At 65.6% G+C, this 17,911-nt stretch carries 14 protein-coding genes; 11 read left to right on the top strand and 3 right to left on the bottom strand.

Annotated elements, in window-relative coordinates:
- Positions 1-131: 131 nt before the first annotated feature.
- From ASG71_RS09895 to ASG71_RS09905, 3 genes are all read left to right on the top strand, one after another.
- On the top strand, positions 132-824 hold the full coding sequence (locus tag ASG71_RS09895; RefSeq protein ID WP_157366368.1) for a hypothetical protein: 693 nt from the start codon (positions 132-134) through the stop codon (positions 822-824).
- Positions 825-961: 137 nt separating this feature from the next.
- Entirely contained in the window at positions 962-1,477 is a 516-nt protein-coding gene (locus ASG71_RS09900; RefSeq protein ID WP_235564008.1) for a hypothetical protein, read from the top strand.
- 23 nt (positions 1,478-1,500) lie between these two features.
- Complete coding sequence (locus tag ASG71_RS09905; protein ID WP_056738759.1) at positions 1,501-3,309, top strand: glycoside hydrolase family 15 protein; 1,809 nt, start codon at positions 1,501-1,503, stop codon at positions 3,307-3,309.
- Positions 3,310-3,462: 153 nt separating this feature from the next.
- Here ASG71_RS09905 and ASG71_RS09910 read toward each other — a convergent pair whose 3' ends face one another.
- The gene (locus ASG71_RS09910; protein ID WP_056738761.1) at positions 3,463-4,311 is read right to left on the bottom strand and encodes an esterase/lipase family protein; all 849 of its coding nucleotides are present in this window, start codon (positions 4,309-4,311) and stop codon (positions 3,463-3,465) included.
- Between the two features lie 440 nt (positions 4,312-4,751).
- Here ASG71_RS09910 and ASG71_RS09915 point away from each other — a divergent pair, with 440 nt between their 5' ends.
- On the top strand, positions 4,752-5,897 hold the full coding sequence (locus tag ASG71_RS09915; RefSeq protein ID WP_056738762.1) for a hypothetical protein: 1,146 nt from the start codon (positions 4,752-4,754) through the stop codon (positions 5,895-5,897).
- 135 nt (positions 5,898-6,032) lie between these two features.
- Positions 6,033-6,602: an HNH endonuclease gene (locus tag ASG71_RS09920; RefSeq protein ID WP_056738764.1), complete on the top strand. Its 570-nt coding sequence runs from the start codon at positions 6,033-6,035 to the stop codon at positions 6,600-6,602.
- A gap of 120 nt (positions 6,603-6,722) precedes the next feature.
- Here the strand turns inward: ASG71_RS09920 and ASG71_RS09925 are convergent, their stop codons facing one another.
- Both ASG71_RS09925 and ASG71_RS09930 read right to left on the bottom strand, forming a co-directional pair.
- A complete protein-coding gene (locus ASG71_RS09925) occupies positions 6,723-7,406 on the bottom strand; it encodes an EcsC family protein (RefSeq protein ID WP_235564010.1) in 684 nt (227 codons plus the stop codon).
- Positions 7,407-7,696: 290 nt separating this feature from the next.
- The gene (locus ASG71_RS09930) at positions 7,697-8,635 is read right to left on the bottom strand and encodes a LysR family transcriptional regulator (protein WP_056738768.1); all 939 of its coding nucleotides are present in this window, start codon (positions 8,633-8,635) and stop codon (positions 7,697-7,699) included.
- 250 nt (positions 8,636-8,885) lie between these two features.
- On the opposite strand from ASG71_RS09930, the gene ASG71_RS09935 reads away from it, so the two are divergent.
- The 6 genes from ASG71_RS09935 to ASG71_RS09960 all read left to right on the top strand — a co-directional run bounded on the left by ASG71_RS09935 (position 8,886) and on the right by ASG71_RS09960 (position 17,906).
- Positions 8,886-10,004, top strand: a complete 1,119-nt coding sequence (locus tag ASG71_RS09935) for a PrpF domain-containing protein (protein WP_056738770.1) — start codon at positions 8,886-8,888, stop codon at positions 10,002-10,004.
- A gap of 231 nt (positions 10,005-10,235) precedes the next feature.
- Entirely contained in the window at positions 10,236-11,492 is a 1,257-nt protein-coding gene (locus tag ASG71_RS09940) for an SLC13 family permease (RefSeq protein WP_414826672.1), read from the top strand.
- Between the two features lie 401 nt (positions 11,493-11,893).
- Positions 11,894-13,207 (top strand): hypothetical protein, encoded by a 1,314-nt coding sequence (locus tag ASG71_RS09945; protein ID WP_056738774.1) that lies wholly within the window; start codon positions 11,894-11,896, stop codon positions 13,205-13,207.
- Positions 13,208-13,336: 129 nt separating this feature from the next.
- Positions 13,337-13,564: a hypothetical protein gene (locus tag ASG71_RS09950; RefSeq protein WP_157366370.1), complete on the top strand. Its 228-nt coding sequence runs from the start codon at positions 13,337-13,339 to the stop codon at positions 13,562-13,564.
- Positions 13,565-14,152: 588 nt separating this feature from the next.
- The gene (locus tag ASG71_RS16665; RefSeq protein ID WP_235564012.1) at positions 14,153-14,515 is read left to right on the top strand and encodes a hypothetical protein; all 363 of its coding nucleotides are present in this window, start codon (positions 14,153-14,155) and stop codon (positions 14,513-14,515) included.
- A gap of 562 nt (positions 14,516-15,077) precedes the next feature.
- Positions 15,078-17,906 (top strand): ATP-dependent helicase, encoded by a 2,829-nt coding sequence (locus ASG71_RS09960; RefSeq protein WP_200947976.1) that lies wholly within the window; start codon positions 15,078-15,080, stop codon positions 17,904-17,906.
- Positions 17,907-17,911 lie beyond the last annotated feature (5 nt).

Below are 17,911 nucleotides of genomic sequence, written 5' to 3' on the forward strand. Positions count from 1 at the left end.
GAGAAGAAAGCTCCTGGCTGCTCCGCGACGGCATCGCCATCCTGCTCAGCGGCCGCGCGCCCCGCTCGTCCCCTGCCGCATGCTTTACTGGGTCCGGCAACTGACCCGCGCGGACCGACGGAGGAGATGGTATGAACCAACGTTTCAGCGGAGCGGCGGGCCAAGCGTTCGCCGCCGGTTTCAAGGCCCTCAAGGTGCTGCGGCCGGATCGGCCCATCCACTCCGCGGGCGTTGCGCTTAAGGGGACTATCGAGCGGCAGCCCGCCGCCGCGGAGAGCGGAATCCTGTGGGTCGATACCAGCGGGAACGCCGCGGTGAGCGCCAGGCTCTCGCGGTCGGTCGGAACGCCGCCGGGCTGGCCGGACATCCTCGGACTGGCGTTGCGAATCACCACGGAAACGGGCCCGGCCGACGTGCTGCTGGCATCTACCGGGCTGTCGCGGCCCGGCCGGCTGGTGCTCACGGCCCACCGGCATGCCAGCAGCAGCAGGCTGACCTCACTCATGCCCTACAAGGGATCCGCTGGCCCGGTCCTGCTGGCGGCCTGCCCGGAAAAAACCGGCAACTGGCTTCCCGCCGCCCCGGACGCTTTCCGCCGGGCGCTGGGCACCGCACCTTGGACACTGGGGCTCTTCCATGCCCGGCCCGCGGGACGTTGGATCCGGTTCGGCACCCTCACGCTGACCCTGGACCCGGCAGCGGCGGACCTGCCCACCCGGTTTGATCCCTTGGAGCATTCCCTGCCCGGCGCCGGCACTTACGGCTGGACGCGCAGGTTGCGGAAGCCCTCCTACGAGGTCGCCCGTCAGCCGGCGCAGGGGTAATTTCGCCGGAACCCGCCCCCTGTTGCCAGTCACCTTGCCGGCCGTGGCCGCAGTCGCGCCCGGCCCTTGCCCGCCCCTCCCGCACCCCCCTAAAATTTGAATAGTCACTTTTAGAAGGTGCGCGATGGAACCAACCCATGCTGCCCGCACGCCCAGCGCCCACGGCGGCGGTTGAGATGGACTGGCCCGGCTGGGCGCTCTTCGGGCTGCTGGCCACCACGGCCCTGACCGCGGTGCTGATCGCCTGCCAGATGGCCGGCTGGACCCGGCTCGACCTGCCCCTGGTCCTCGGCAGCCTCGTCACGCCGGACCCGGACAGGGCCCGGATCGCCGGATTCTTCATCCACCTCGCCGCCGGGCAGGTCTTCGCCCTCGGCTACGCGGCGGTCTTCGCGCTGCTGGGCAGGGCCACCTGGTGGATCGGCGCGCTGCTGGGCCTCCTCCACGTGACCGTTGCGCTGACCATCATCCTGCCGCTGCTGCCCGGCATCCATCCGCGGATGGCGAGCACCCGGGCCGGGCCAACCAGCCGGGCAGCCCTGGAGCCGCCGGGCTTGCTGGGCCTTAACTACGGAATCCAGACGCCCGCGGTGGCCGTCGCAGCCCACCTGGTCTACGGATCGCTGCTCGGCCTGCTCCTCACGGTCCGCTGACCCGGCGTGAAAGAACGTGCAGCATGAATCCGGCGGCCCCCTCCCCCGCCCTTGCCGGCTACGGGCTGCTGGGCGACACCCGCACCGCCGCCCTGGTGTCCGCCGACGGCGGCATCGATTGGCTCTGCGCGCCGACCTTCGACGGCGACCCCGTCTTCGGCGCCCTGCTCGGCGGCCCGAAGGCCGGCACCTTCCGCGCCGGTCCCGCCCGGCCGGCGCACCGGCTCGGCCGCCGCTACCGCCCGCACACCGCCACGCTCGAGACGGCCTGGACCACCGACGGCGGAACGCTGACCCTCACCGAGGCGATGATCGGGGAAGTCGCCGGGCAACTGCTGCCCACCACCCTCCTGGTGCGGCGGCTGGAGGCGGCGGACGCGCCGGTGCGGGCCGCCGTCGTCTTTGATCCGCGCCTCGGCGAGCGCCACGGCCGCCCGCGGGTCCGTCCGGGGCCGCACCTGGTCTGCGAGTGGGGTGCCCTGGCCATGTCGCTGGGCTGCAGCGGCGGGCTGCGGGTGGAGCCGGGCACGACGGCGGAGGTCACCGTGGTGCCCGGGCGTCCGGTGGTGCTGGTGCTCGCCCTGGCGTACGCGGAACCGCTGGTCTGGGTGGATCCCGAGGCCGCGTGGGAGCTGGTCGACGCCGATGAACGGCGCTGGCAGGAGTGGACGTCCGGGGTCAGCAACGGCGTCCCGTTCCGTGACGCGGTGCTGCGCAGCCTGCTGACGCTGAAGCTGCTGACCTATTCCCCGTCGGGCGCGCCCGTGGCGGCGCCCACGACCTCCCTGCCGGAGGACCCCGGCGGCGTCCGGAACTGGGACTACCGGTACGCCTGGCCGCGCGACGCCAGCATCGGGATCGCGGCGTTCCTCGCCCTGGGCAAGGACGGCGAGGCCCTGAACTTCCTGAACTGGCTCCTGCACGCCAGCCGGCTGCAACGGCCCCGGCTGCCGGCCCTGCTGACGCTGACCGGCGGGCACGTTCCCCGCGAGCGCACGCTGCAGCGCTGGCCCGGGTACGCCTGCAGCGCGCCGGTGCGGACGGGCAACGGCGCCGCGCACCAGCACCAGCTCGACGGCTACGGCTGGGTCCTGGACGCCGCGTGGAACCTCGTCGGGCAGGGGCACCGGCTCAATTCGGAGACGTGGCGGGCGATGCGCGGCTTCACCGACCTCGTGGCGCGGCGCTGGCCGGAACCGGATGCCGGCATCTGGGAGATCCGCGACGACCCGGCCCACCATGCGCACTCGAAAATCATGGGCTGGCTGGCCCTGGACCGGGCGCTACGGATCGCGGACTCCCACCGGATCAGCGCCCGACGGCGGCGCCGCTGGGACACGGCGCGGGCCGCCCTCACCGCGGACATCCGCGCCCGGGGATTCGACCCAGCCCGGAACACTTACACCCGCTCCTACGGCTCGCCCGATCTGGACTCGGCGCTGCTGATCCTGCCGGTGACCGGCTTCGAGGCGCCGGGTTCGGCGCGGTTGCGCGGCACGGTCGATGCCGTCGCCGCGGAACTCTCCGCCGGCTACCCTCTCCTCTACCGCTACCCGCCCGGCCGGGACGGACTGCCCGGGGACGAGGGCGCCTTCCTGCCCTGCTCCTTCTGGCTGGTCCAGGCCCTGGCCCTGACCGGAAGGACCGCGGAGGCGGCGGGGCTGTTCGACGCGCTGCTGGGTCTCGGCGGCCCGCTCGGTCTGTTCAGTGAGGAAGCCGATCCGGGCACCGGGGCCCTGCTCGGGAACTACCCCCAGGCGCTGACCCACGCCGCGCTGGTCCAGGCCGCGCTGGCCCTCCGGGATGCCGCGCGCCAGGTGCCGGAATTGTGAAACCGGGACGTCCTCAGCTGGGGGCCATGACGACACCCAGGGCCGGCCGCAGCACGTTAGGTTCCCGCGTCGCGCAGGCGGTGCAGACGCTCACGCCGGGGTGAGCCCCGCCGTCGCAGCATCCCGGCCGGGGCCCGGCAACGCTGAAGCCGGCTAGAGGCAGCTCGGCTGGTACGCCGGATCGACGGGGCCGGAGGCCTGTGCCAGGGCGCGGGCCACGAACTGGTGCACCACGGGGTCGTTCGGCGTCTGGTCGTGTTCGAAGACGTCGGCCGGGCACTTGTCCTGGATGGTGATGTTCGTGACCTGTTTCGCCGTGCCGCTAAGGAACTGGCTGTTGTAGGGAATCACCACCTCGTCGTAGACCGTGGAGAGGATGGTGTACGACGGTCCGGCAACGGTGTCACCGATGGAGTTCAGCTGCTGCATAAAGGTTGACCCTGCCTGCTGGTCGGCGCAGGACGCGCAGTTCAAGGCGGTGTAGTCCGGCGGCGGGAGGAAATCCGGCGGCGGGACGATCAGGCCTTTCGTGCCGTGGTTTGAGGGTGCGATGCCCACCAGGTGGTGGACGTACTTGGCTCCGCCGAGGAAGCCCATGTAGTAGCGGGGCATCATGCCGCCCTGGCTGTGGCCCACTAGGTCCACCTTCTTGGCGCCGGTGGCGGCGCGGACTGCGTCAACGAACGGGGCCAGTTCCTTCGCGGAGTCGGCCACCGGCGCGGTGGCGTAGACGCCGTTGGTTTCACCGTAGTTGAGGGCGAACACGCAGTACCCCTGGCTCTTCAGGTAGGGCGAGAGGGTGGACCAGTTCTTGGCCATGCTCTCGAAGGTGCCGGGCACCAGGATGACGGGATAGGGGTGCTCGGCGGACGGCTTGCAGGTCCAGTCGTTGGCGCCGGGCGGGGCGACATCGAGAGTGTCCGCCTGGGCCGGAACGGCGGAGAGTGAAGCGGCGAGGGCCGCGGCGGCGACGATGGACAGGGCTCTGGTGAGCAGCGACATGGAAACCTCTTTGTTCGTGTCGGTGGGTGGTGCCAGATGGTGTTCTTTCGCAACCGGGGCTTGGCCTCGGTCTTCAATGCTAGGCAGCCAGCAGGCCGGCAGGACCATGGATTTGCACGGATGTGCAGGATTATCGGCACGCGGCCGCGTCCTGCCCGCGCCGCGGAACAGAGTCTCCCGCAGTACGAAGTTACTGGTCAGTAGCTTGAGGCGCGTCCAGAACACGCCCTGCGCGGACGTGTGAGCTGTTGCACAAACGTTCATGAGGTGCGGTTCGAGGACTTCCGCCATGTCGACGCGGCGAAGCTGCCAGAGGCCGCCCACGCGGTTTACTTGCCGCCGTGCCTTCCGACCGGTGATGATGTGGCGTAGCGCACGACGCGCGACCGGCTCGGGGCCTGGGGATCCCTCAGCTGGCACAGCGCCCCAGAAGGCTTCCGTTGCTGCACTTTCCTTCCGCCAATTCGGCCGCCCACCGACCGTCTCCCCGCGATGTTGCCCGGCTGGAGGAGCTGCTCGATGACGACGTCTGGGCGTTCAGCAACTGCCGGGTGGACGCACCCGGCAAGCCCGTGGCCGAAGTCGACTGGATCTTCTATGACGTCCGGCAGGGCACCATCATGGTCAGCGAGTGGAAGGGATTCCCCCAGCGCGTCGCACTCGCGACCGACACCGGCACGCCGTGGCTGCTGGAGGGCGGCATGGCCGTGCCGAATCCGATCGAGCAGGTGTCGCGGCAGCTCGACGCCGTCCGTGCAGCCCTGCGCGGCGGCATCCTCCCCCAGCACTTCCCAGCGTTCGACGCGCTGCAGTTGCGCATCGTGCAGAGCGTCTACTCCCCGCAGGTGGACCGGAGCACCACCATTGAGCGGATCCGCTGGGGCAAGGTGTACGGCGACCTGCCGGAACTGGCTGCGGTGATTGCGAACTCGTCCAGCCCGGCTCCGCTGTTGCTGCCCGACGACGGCGCCCGGCTTGCGCTGGCCGGGGCGCTGTGTGCACTGTTCCGCACCACTCTCCCTCCCGAGGCAGAGACCAGACTGAGCGTTGCACCCAAGGGCGGAGACTCCGACGTCGTCCTCCGCATCAGCGCCATCCACCGGCAGATCGCGGAGCTGCACGCGGAACTCGCCGACCTGATCATCATCGCCGCCGGCGCGGTCACCAAGCCGGCACAGCCGCCGGCCGTCGGCACGGCACCCCGGGCAGCGGTGAAGGACGCGCCTCCTAAGGCGAACGCTGCGCCCGCAGCGGCCTCCAAGACCCCGGCGCTCACCGAGTACCAGCGCATGCAAGCGCATCTGACGCGAAGCTTCCAGGGAGTCAACGGCAGTGCAGCCGCGGCAACCAAGGCGCTGGAGCAGGCATGGAGGTCGGTCCTGGGCGACCCTCTGCTGCACGGCGAATCGGGCATCAGCGTGTCCCTGTTCGGCAACGTGGGAACGCCGCTGGTGAAGGAGCACCATGGGTCCCTTCCGAAGGTTCTCGGCATGCCGCTGCGCAAGTGGTGCGTGCTGCAGGCCGAAGCCGCCGGCCTGGAGCCGAGGGACGTTCCCGGAAAGCCCTCGAACCTGCGGTTGCGCTGAGCATCGGCGGTCGGCAGCCTGCGCCCTGACAGCTGAGCCTGTCGGGCAGCCTTGGGCGTTGAACCGGCGGTAGGATTTCCCTGCCCCTTCCAGGGGCAGCAGCTTTCCGGAGCTGAGGATGATGGGGGCAACTCAATGAAGGACTTGAAGCGCATTTACTGGACCCGCGTGGGACTACGGCTGGCATTCGCAGCCACGATGATGTGGCTGGCCGTGTCGCTTGCTCTGGCCTTCATACCGAAGACAAGCGCCGGCACCAAAACGTCCACCGTGTCAGAGGTATTCCGTGGGATGGTGGACGGTGTCGTGGCTGCGGTGATACTGCCTGGCCTGCTCGCCATCGTCCTCACAGTTATCGCGGGCGTTATCACCGCTCGGGACGTCCGACGCCGGGATCCGGCGCGGCGCTTCACTCGCCAGCAGCGCCGGGAAGGAATGGCACGCGCCGGCGGCCAGTGCGAGATGGAGGCAGGTCTCGGCCGCCGCTGCTCACGGCCCGCTGAGCACGGCGACCACTTCTACCCGTGGTCTAAAGGCGGGTCCACCAGCCTGCAAAACTTTGTTGCCTCCTGCGCCAGATGCAACCGGGCCAAGGGTGCCAGGGTTCCGTCGCCGCGCCAGCAGGAACGGCTGGAACGACGACGATTGGGCTACCTGGCGCCGGGGGCTGCACTAAGCGTCGGCGAACGCCAGCCGCTCCCCTGACGTGCAGTGGCGCCCGAACCACCGCGGGGGTCGGCATTATTGCTCTCGGCGACCCGCGTAAAGCTCGTCAGGGGCCCCAACTTGCCGACTTTAGTCACGCTTCCAGGCCGCACGAACCCGTCAATCGATGGGAAACATCGATCTCGCGGTACGGCCGATGGCGCCGGTCATGGTCGCGTCCACAGCGCCACCTATCACTCCACCGACCAGCGGCACACCCTTCGCCAAAGTGACGAGCGCCCGTTTTGAGCCGTACTTGGCTAGCAGCATGAAGCCAGCCTTCTTATTGATCTCGCGGATTAGGGCAATCGGGAGCTGCTTGATCGCCTGAATCAACATCTTCTCACCGACCTTGATGCCGAAAGTTTTCACGATCTGCTGTGCATTCGAGCCCACCGCGACGAGCGTAGCCACCGTTCGTACGTGCGGATCTTTGGGGTCGTACCCGCGCAGGTATGCGATTGCCCCCGCTAGGCGTGCATTGATCACGAGGGCGCCCGCCATATTCGCGGGGACGGTCACGGGCATGGCGATGAACCCACCCAACCCAGTCACGAAGCCGTTGACCCCGGCCGCTTCGACGGACTCGACGATCAGCCTCTTGATCGCCTTTTCGATGTCGTCAACTTCGTACGGCCTGACTTTCCGTACTGGGTCGGCGTTGGGCTCGTAGCTGGATCCTTGAACGCGGGACAGCCGATCTTCCGCCCACGCCACCGACCCGGTCAGTGGACCCACGCCCGTGTCGATCACTTTGCCCACCAACTTCAGGAGCTGCCCCGACGCCTTCTCGGCGGCAGACATCGGCGTCTCATCAGACTGCTCGTTTGGGGACTCTGACTGGAGCGGTTCGATGTGACCAGAATGGGACATTGGAGACCTTTCGACGGTGCTGACATGATGCGGGGAATCCCGCACATACCGCACGCGTCGGTGAACGTCCCCCGCACGAACATACAGCCACGCAGGCAGACCGCGGAGGACGATTGTGGCGCGCCATGAAATTGATTACGCGAGATCAAAGATTGTGTCCCCCTCCCTCCGTGGGAGGCAGCGCCGTTTGGCGTTTCTCCTCTGTGCGCGAGCACTCGTCGTTACAGGTAGTCGCCGGCGCGTTCCCGGGCGATTTCGAGCAGCGTGGAGTGGAAGGCGACTTCGGCTGGGGCGTAGACCTTGTCCTGGCGTTGGGCCAGGAGCACGCGCCGCAGGGGCGCGGCGGAGCCGAGGCTGATCACCCGGACATCCGGGTGCTGCAGGGCCACCGCGGTCTTGGGCACCATGGCCACACCCATGCCGACGCTGACCATCGCCTGCGCTTCCTGGTAGTCGTTGGCCAGGAAGCCGATGGTCGGCTCGAACCCGGCCTCATGGGCGGAGCGCTGCAGGACCTCGACGACGGGGTGGGCCTCCGCGCGGACGATCCAGGATTCCTTGCGGACCTCCTCCATCCGGATCTCCTCGCGATCGGCCAGCGGATGGCTGCGCGAGACCAGCAGCACCGTGCTCTCCTGGAACACCTCCGTGATCCGGATGGAATCGTCTTGAAACCGGTTCCACGGGTAGTCCCAGAGCAGGCACAGCCCCGTCACCCCGGACTGCAGGTCGCTGACCAGATCATCGAAGCGCGCGCTGCGCAGGGACAGGCCGATCGCCGGGTACCGCTTCTTGAACGCCCGAATGACCAGCGGCAGGAAGGACCCGGCGAGCGTCGGGAAGGTGCCGACGGTCAGGGAGCCGCGCTTGAGGCCGGCGATCTGGTCCAGGTCCGACTGCGCGGCCCGCATCTGCCCGATAATCTTGCGCGCATGGCCGGCGAGGACCTGCCCAGCTTCGGTGGGCACCACGCCGCGGGACCGACGGTTTAGCAGTGGCTGCCCGACTTCCTGCTCGAGTTTCCGCAACTGCTGCGAGACCGCGGAGGGCGTATACATCATCAGCTCGGCCGCGGCGGTGATGGATCCCTGTTCCACCACCTCCACCAAGAGCGCCAGGCGCCGGATATCGAACAATTCCTGGTCAGCATCGTTAAGCAACGCTATGCCCTTCTGTTGAATCGGTTAATTCTATACATTCCCCGCGTGATGCGCGGCACTTAGCGCCCCGTTTCCGACGGAGGCGCTCTCCAAGCAGGGCGCTTGGCCCAGTAACAGCACTGAATGAAGCGTCACTACAGTCCCGTGCAGATATCCAACCTTGTCTTCATTTGTGATCTGGATCAATCTCAAATCAAGCCCCTGACACCTCGGGGCGGAACAGAAGCAGAATCGAAGCTAGGAACAGACCATGAAGATCGAAGCGGAGTGGATGCGCGGAGGCACCAGCAAATGCTGGGTCTTCGAAACAGGCCAGCTGGACGACACCGGGACCAGCCCGGACGTGCTGCTGCCCCGGCTGTTCGGCAGCCCCGACCACCGGCAGATCGACGGCGTCGGCGGCGCCACCTCCACCACCAGCAAGGCGATGATCCTGCACCGCCCCGCCGACGCCGGCGTCGACGTCGAATTCACCTTCGCCCAGGTGGGCATCGAGGAAGCCGCCGTGGACTGGGGCAGCAACTGCGGCAACTGCTCCGCCGTCGTCGGGCTGTACGCGATCGAAAAGGGCTGGGTGGTCCCCGACGGCGACGTCACCCGGATCGTCACCCGCAACACCAACACCGGCCAGATCATCATCCAGCGGGTGGCGACACCGGCCGGCGCCCTGCCGATCGTCCCGCAGGCCCAGATGCCCGGCGTCCCCTTCCCCGGCTACCGGGTGGGCCTCGGATTCCTCGACCCGGCCGGCAAGACCACCGGCCGGCTGCTTCCCACCGGCTCGGCCACGGACACCATCCTCGCCGGCGGGACCCGCTGGTCCGTGTCCATGGTCGACGCCGGAGCGCCGGTCGTGATGCTGCGTGCGGAGGAGCTGGGCCTGGACCCGGAGCGCCACGCCGGCTGGACCGCCGGACTGGAACTGCAGCTGGACACCCTGGAACACATCCGCCGCCAGGCCGCCGTGCGGATGGGGCTCGCGGCAACGCCCGGCGAGGCTGCCCGCGCCGTCCCCAAGGTCGCCGTCGTCGCCGCCCCGGCGCGCACCGACGCGGAGGCCGACGTCGCCGTCGTCATGCTCTCGATGGGCAAGCCGCACCCGGCCCTGGCCATCACCGGCAGCATCGCCCTGACCCTCGCTGCCCGCACCCCGGGCACGCTGCTGGGCGACATCACCGGCGGCACCGTCGGACCCACGCTGCGGTTGCGCACCCCGGCTGGGGTCATTGAAACCTGGAGCGAGGAACGGGACGGGCACCTGCTCGTCGGCGTCGACCGCACCGCCCGCACCATCGCCACCACCACCATCCACCTGCCCGAGGCCCTCGGCACCGCCGTCGACGCCTCCCTTGCCAGCGCTACTCGATGAGGAGAAAGCATCATGACTAACATCGCAGAAAAGACTGCAGAAGAAACCGTAGAAAAGGCACCGGAACAGGCCGCCCCCGGCGACACCCGCGTCGAACCCTCCCGGCGTCCCGACCGCCGCCGCCGTATCCTGCTGGTGACGGTAGCCGCGATCGCCGTCCTGGGTCTGGTCGCCCTCCTGTTCGGAGGTGGCCTGTTCAACCCCGCGGCCGCCCCTGACTCGGAGCCGACCATGACCGCCACCCAGATCATCCCGCTCGTTATCCTCGTGGTGATGTTCGTCGTCGCCACCAAATGGCCGCTGAACATCGGCGTCATGGGGCTGGTGGCGTCCTTCGGCGTCGGCTACTTCATGCTCGGCATGAGCGACAAGGAAATCCTGGAGGAGTTCCCGGCCAGCATCGTCCTGACGATCATCGGCGTGACCTACTTCTTCAGCATGGCGCAGCGGAACGGGTCGATCGACATCATCGTCCAGACCTGCGTGCGCCTGGTCCGGGGCAAGACCATGCTGCTGCCCTGGGTGTTCTTCCTCCTGGCCGCGGCGCTGACCGCGCTGGGCACCTTCTCCCCCGCCGCGGTGGCGCTGCTGGCCCCGGCGGCCCTGGGCCTGGCGTACGAGTCGCGCATCCACCCGGTCCTGATGGGCGCCTTCGTGATCAACGGCGCCCACGCCGGCGGTTTCTCGCCGCTTTCCGTCGCCGGCGTCCTAGTGCACGACATCGCCCTGAAGAACGGCTTCCCCATCTCGCAGGGCTCGCTCTTCCTGGCCAGCTTCGCGCTGAACTTCATCCTCTCCGCGCTGACCATCGTGCTGTTCGGCCTGCTGGGCAAGCTGCGTGACAAGCACGCCAACGAATACGCCGGGCTGGAGACGCCCCGCACCGGCCGCCCGAGCGGACAGCAGCTCTTCACCCTGGTCCTGATCGCCGCGATCCTCGTGTGCACGCTGGGCTTCCACATGCCGATCGGCTTCGTGGCCCTGTCCGCCGGCCTGCTGCTGGCGTTCGTCAACATTAAGGAACACAAGACGTTCATCGGCGGGGTGTCCTGGTCCACCGTGCTGCTGGTGGCCGGCATGATCACCTACGTGTCGCTGCTCCAGCATGTGGGCGTCATCGACACCCTCGCCGAGATGGCCCTGGCCCTGGGCGCGCCGCTGCTGATCGCCCTGGTGCTCTGCTACGTCATCGGCGTCGGTTCGGCCTTCGCGTCCTCGACGGCACTGCTCACCGCGTTTATCCCGATGGCCGGGCCGCTGCTGGCCACCAGCTCGCTCAGCGCCTCCGGCACCGTCGCGGCCCTGGCCATCGCGGCCACCGTCGTGGACGTCTCCCCCTTCTCCACCGACGGCGCTCTGGTGGTGGCCAACGCCCGCGACAACGACCGCCAGCGCGTCTACCGCCAGCTCATGATGTACGCCGGCGGCGTGGTCCTGGTGGCTCCCGCGCTGGCCTGGGCGCTGCTGGTGCCGACCGGGGTTATGTAGGGGGTCTGCTTAAGCGCCAAAGGCGGGCCGGCTTTCGTAGCCGGCCTGCCTTTTGGTTTGCTGCGATCTTTGCGGAGTGGGTGGCGGGGCGTGCGGCGGCGACAGTATTCACTCGTGGAACTTCGGCCGCCGGGGCGTCCACCTGCACCGCCGTTCAAAGGAGCGGACGACGGCGGCCTCGTCCTCAGCGATGACGTCCACGCACACTTCGCCCTGGTGAAGGAGGGATTCGACGCGCGGCTGGGGCGGACGCCTGTGTCTCATGAGTCCTGACTTATATCCCTCGCCTCACCGAAAGCCCCACTGAACCCAGTAGGGGGCTGCGAGGCTGCGCCACGAGGATACTATTGGGGTCGCTACTACCGCTTATAGCGGATTTCCGTTTGGGGAGGGGACAAGAAGTGACCACAGAGACCAAGGCACTCGTGCCTGTATGGGCACTCGCAACCGAGTCCGTGAGCGTGTCGAACGTGCTCGGAGATGCGGGCATGACACCGGAGCGACTGGCTGAACTGAGAACCGTCCTGGCCGCGCTTGCAGATTCCCCTGTCGTCACTCTGGAAGCACATCCAATCTCCACCAAGCGCGATCGGAACGGCGGGATTGCGCTTCACGCAGCCAGTCCGCTCGCTAGGCAGCTAGCGGAGCTCGTCACCAACACTGCAAGGGCCACAACTCCGACGGTAAACGTCGCAGAAACTGGTGACGTGCTCTACCGAATGGTGGTTCCTGCAAAGGTTGCCGCGCAGGTCGGCAAGGGGCTTGTTAACCCCATGGTTTCCAAGGCAGCTGCCGGCGGCATTCGAGGCGCGTTAGTCAACTCGGCCGGGACCACGGTAGCGCAAGCTTCGTTTGTGCCTGTTGCTGGAGGCGCCGCTGCTGCAGGTGCTGCTACCGGCTCGGCTGCAACCGCAGGTGTGGCAGTCGTCAGCGCCGGGGCGCTGACAGTTGCGGCGCCCCTTGTTCTGATGGCCGTCGCGGTCAGCGCGAGCGCCTACGCCGATCACCAACGACAGCAAGCGATCGAGCGGATTACAGACCTCCTGGAGCAGTTGCACGACGACAACCTCGACAGCGAGCGCAACGAACTGGATGCTTGTCCTGAAGCGATCGACAAGGCGACATCCGTCCTCCTCGACCAAGGCCGAGTCGGGCTATCGCTGGGACTTGACTCCGCATCGCACGCGATCAGCACGGCGATCGCAGCAACCCGGAGGCGACTCAAGAAGTGGCAAGCAGCGCTGGATGCGCTGCCCGAAGGGCCGGTCGAAGTAGGTGCGCTGGCGAAATCATTCCCCGGCTTCAATGAGGAGGGCGGCGTATTCCGCGCGCATCTGGAGGTTGCTCGACTCGCCATCGCCCTCAAACGAAGGGTACTGGTCCTTCAGGCAGTGGAACATGCTCAGCAGGACACGGACAATCCGTTCAAGAGCTTCATCGGGTCGTTGCGTGACGACGAACGTGGCATCGACGAGCTGGAATCCGCCATCGCTTCAGTTCTACTTCGGCTGTCGGCTCTTGAGCTGAAGCGTGATGGAGGTTTCCGGATTCCCGCGTTCACCCCCGGCGAGGTCGACAACCTGCTCGTGGCCGCATATCGCCTTCGCTCAATCGGCGACGGCGTGACTACGGGATTCCACCAGGCTGACGTCGCGATTGAGATCGAACGAAGCAGGGACGGGTCGCTCGTAGTTTTCCCTGCGGCGGCTGCCTGACCAGCTTTTCTGGTGGCTGGCTCGCCCCAACGTGCCGTGCGGGATTCCTCCTGCTCCCGGCCAGGCAGGGCAGCATCATCGCTCGGTGCTAACCTCGCTTGACGAAATACTGACGCTACGGAGAAAACTATGTCTGGAAATGCTGAGAAAGCTGCCGCGCTATTGAAGAACAGCGGAGCCAAGGCAAAGGCCGCCGCTGGCAAGCTGCGCGATCTCGCCACGGACCCAGAAGTGCAAGCAAAAGTGAAAAAGGCTGCCGATGAAGGCAAGAAGGTCTACGACGCTGTAACAAGCCCGAAAGCTATGGAGTTCTACCGTCAGGCAGCGGAACTCATAAAAAAGACGCGGAAGAAGTGAGCCCGAGCATGCTGTGGTTCGGCAGGCTCTTCGCTCGGCATCGCGTATCGGCGCGGTAACCCTAAGACGGCCAGACGGGGTTCGACGACGTGCTCCCCACCGCATCTCTTCCTTCCCGTCGGCTACCTTGGAGAGGGCTCGGGAGAACCCATCTCCAGGGGTCACCTAGCGCGCGTGGGGACGCCGTAGGCGCCGCTCCGTTCGCAGCATTTGGCTGATCCTTCGCATAAGTGGTGCCTTGCGGTCGTCAAATTCAGATGTTATGTTGCCCAGACCTAAATCTTCCCAAGACTCGTCCATGCCGCTTCCGCGGTTTGAACAATAGCGCGGAACTCAACTTTGAGAGAAGGCACGCATGTCCGATTCCATAGAGGACTGGTATCTGAACGGCGAGGACGCGTCGATGGGTGATTCGCTCGATGATGAGTACGTGGAGTCGCAGGAACCCTGGGATCAGACGGAATTCGAGTAAGCCGCAGTTAGTGGTCCTGAACGAACTCCCTTCGGGACACAGCCCATATGCGACCATAGAGCGGCGAGACGACATCGTCGCCTACCATCGGAAGCGAGCGTCAGCTCCAATCGTCCGTGAGCCACCTGGTGGCGGCCTGTCACTGTATTCTCGTCATTGTGAATGACGCACTATTTAATCTCGACGCAGAAGAAGTTCCCGGCCAAAGCGCGGGACCCTCCGAGCAACCCATTCGAGACGACCAAGTGCTCGCCATCCGCGAGGCGTTCACCGTCGCTGGGATCGAGAGCCAAGAACGTCGTCAGGAAGTCGCGCAAAGCTGTGTAGTGCGGCCCTTGGCCTCGCTTCGCGAACTCACAGCAGTCGAAGCCCATCGGGTTCTCAAGCGCATAAAGGGAAATGCTGCGGCCAAACCCCGAGCCGTCGGGGCATCTGACTGGGATCTTCGAGAAGAAGATACTTGGATCGATAAGCTCTAAATCGATTCGAGGATTTAGCCGAGTCAACCAATGTGGGGCCGTATTCAGTCTTCCTGCCAACGAATCATCCTTTCGAAGCCCTTGCGGGGCATCCCTTTCCAAGGGTTCAGTCTGTTGCTCGGCTAATCCACAGCAGGACTCGAGTCGACTCGGTTCCAATCCTTCCCGGCCGCAGGCCCGGCGACAAGTGCGCCGTCTCGTGCAACAGTGTTGCGGAGCCCGCCGGATGCGGAAAAGCTCCGAATTGCAGCACGCTGGCCCACAGGTGAGGCCGACGTCAGGCCGAACGGCCATGCAGCAGATAAGATCTGTCAAAGATTGTTCACAGACTGCGATTGCCAACGACGAACGACGTCAACGATGATCCGGTCGCGTGGATTTACGGTCAAACAGGGGAAAATACGTGAAATTCAAGTGGGTCTCTTCGTCCAAGGAGAAAAAGGCAGCTACGCCTTCCCCGTTCAGTATCAGACCCACGACGCCGTCTTCGGCCAACGTCGGGTCCCCTCCGATCACACCTCCAGGGTCGGCGGCTGTCGTGCCGGCGAGAGCGCCCGAGTCCGTGATCCCGACACAGCCTGCTAAGTCCACTCCACTGGAAGCCGACGTACCAGTCACCGCTCCGAGCCGCCCCAAGCCGTCAACCGCGGAAATTCCGGAGCTCGAAGGAGACGCGGCCGCGGCTGTCGCACATCGAGGCAGCCATATCCAAATCATCGCTGCTGCCGGCTCCGGTAAGACAGAGGTGGTATCGCAGCGAGTCGCATCACTCCTGGCGGACGGTGAAGCTCCAGAGTCAATCGTGGCGTTTACGTTCACTGAGAAGGCCGCCGCGGAGCTCAAGGAGCGTATTCGCGAACGCGTGACGGCTATCCAAGGATCCGAGGCGACCGACAAGCTGGGTCGCCTGTTCGTCGGCACGATCCACGCCTACTGCTTTCGAACGCTCCAGACCTATGTCCCACGCTACGAGACGTACACACCATTGGACACAAACCAGCTGACCAACCTTCTATACCGCGAAAGCTTCAAGCTCGGCATCAAGAATTTGTCGGCCACGGGCCGCACCTTTCAAAGCATTGAAAAGTTTCAGCGAGGCGTAGACGTCCTCGAGAACGAGATGATCGACGTCAGTGCCCTGCCAGAAGATGACTTCAAGGCCGCTGTCACGGAGTACTACGCGATGCTCGACCGGTACCAGTTCATGTCCTTTGGCACCCAAATCGTCCGTGCTGTCGAGGCTCTGCAGGATCCCGAAATCCACGCGAAGGTCACTGAGCCGCTTCGGCATCTGATTGTTGACGAGTACCAGGACGTAAACCCGGCGCAAGAGTGCCTGATATCGCTTTTGGCGAAGCCATACGGCACTGCCGACATTGTCGTTGTCGGTGACGATGATCAAGCCATCTACCAGTGGCGGGGCTCAGCGGTCAAAAACATTGTGACTTTCGACGAGCGGTACCCCGCCGTCGAGCAGTTTCGCTTGCTGACGAATCGCCGGTCCCGTCCCGGCATCGTCGAACTCGCCAACGCATTTGCCAAGACGGTTCCAGGGCGAATCGACAAGGAGATGCACCCTTTTCGTGAAGGTGTCGGACCGTCTGTCGCCTTCACCAGCAATCCCGGCACCGAGAACGATGAAGCGGAGGAGATCGCGAGGCAGATCCTCGAATTCCGCGAATTGGGCGTCGAGTACAAGGACATCGCCATTTTGGTACGAGGGAGGGCCGCTTACCCGGCGATTCTTGAGTCACTCGCAGCCCGCCGGATCCCGGTCCAACCAGGCGGACGCACCGGCCTCTTCGCTCAGCCCGAAGCAGAGGTTTTCGCGGCTACGTACGCTTGGATCGGAGAAATCGATTGGTCACCCGAGAAGTACGGCACCCCCCGGCAGGCGGTCACTCTGGACCGCCTATTAGATGACTACACACGCATCTTCGGCTTGACGCCAGCGAGCTTCACCGCGTTGAAAGAGCGCCTGCTGAGCTGGAAGGTGAAGGCGCTGGCCAGCCAGTTTAACGAGAGCCTAGTCGGGGACTTCTACGTTCTCGTGGAGATGCTCGGCGTGAATCGGTGGGACCTCACCGAAAGTCTGACGCGGAACCGGCTAGGCACAATTGCACGTTTCACTAACGTCCTGGCGGATTACGAGGGCGTCAGCTGGCGGGCCCGGAAGGACCCGAACAACCCCGGAGAGCAGGTCGGGGCCAGGAGCGGCGGGGAGTGGTTCTACAAGAACTTCGCGATCCTGCTCTCGAACTACGCGGTCGGGAGTTACAACGACTTCGCGGGCGAAGAGGATCTCTTCGAGGACGGAGTCGCACTCGGAACTGTCCACGGAGCCAAGGGGCTCGAGTGGCCGGTCGTCTTCCTGCCCTCGCTGGTTAAGACGCGCTTCCCCTCCAGCAAGAGCGGCCAGAGCCAGGAATGGCCGCCGTCACTAGTCGGCAAATTCGACGTCGCACGCTACCAAGGCACCGACGCAGACGAACGCCGTCTCTTCTACGTCGCCATAACTCGAGCCCGCGATGCCGTCCTCCTCTCAAGTCATGCGCGACAGAAGAGCGGCAGGACACGCAATGCTTCCGGGTACTTCGAGTACGCCCGCCAAGTCTTCACGAACCAAGGTGTGCCAACTTCGGTCTCCGGCAAGGGCGGCACAGCCAATTCCGAACTGTCGATCACCTATAGCGAACTGGCCGCATTCGACTCCTGCCCGCGAAGCTACATGCTGAAGAATCAACTTGGCTTCATGCCGACGATCCAGGCGGAACTGGGATACGGCAACGCGGTTCACCACACCATGCGAGTGCTCGCGGAGAAAACGAAGGCCACCGGGACACTTCCAACCGAGTTGCAGATTAATCAACTGCTCGACTCTGAATTCTTCTTGCCATATGCCAACAAGGCTGGCCACAAAGAGATGCGCGAAAAGGCCCGCAAGCTAGTTCAGCGATACGTTACCGACCATCCGTCGGATCTCTTGCGCACGTGGGCCACGGAACGCCCATTCGAGCTCTACCTGGACGGCGTGGTCGTTTCCGGCCGGGCCGATGTGATCTACGACGAGCACGACGGCCAAGTCGGCAGTCTCGCAATCGTCGACTACAAGACTTCTACCGGCGAGCAGACCAGCCCGCTGCAACTCCAGATTTATGCCGATGCCGGACGCCGCGAAGGACTCGACGTCTCCGCGGCATTCATTCACGACCTCGGCACGACCCAACGTTATGACGTCGATGTCGATAAACGCGCCATTGCCAACGCCGAGGCCTCGGTCATCGCCACGGTAGAGAGCCTCAGGCGACGCGAGTACGAACCGAAGCCCGAGCGTACGAAGTGCCAAATGTGCGATGTCCGGCGGCTCTGTAACGCAGCGGGAGCCCGATAGCCCTG

Origin of the sequence: Arthrobacter sp. Soil763, assembly GCF_001428365.1 — a bacterium.
Classification (GTDB): Bacteria; Actinomycetota; Actinomycetes; order Actinomycetales; family Micrococcaceae; genus Arthrobacter.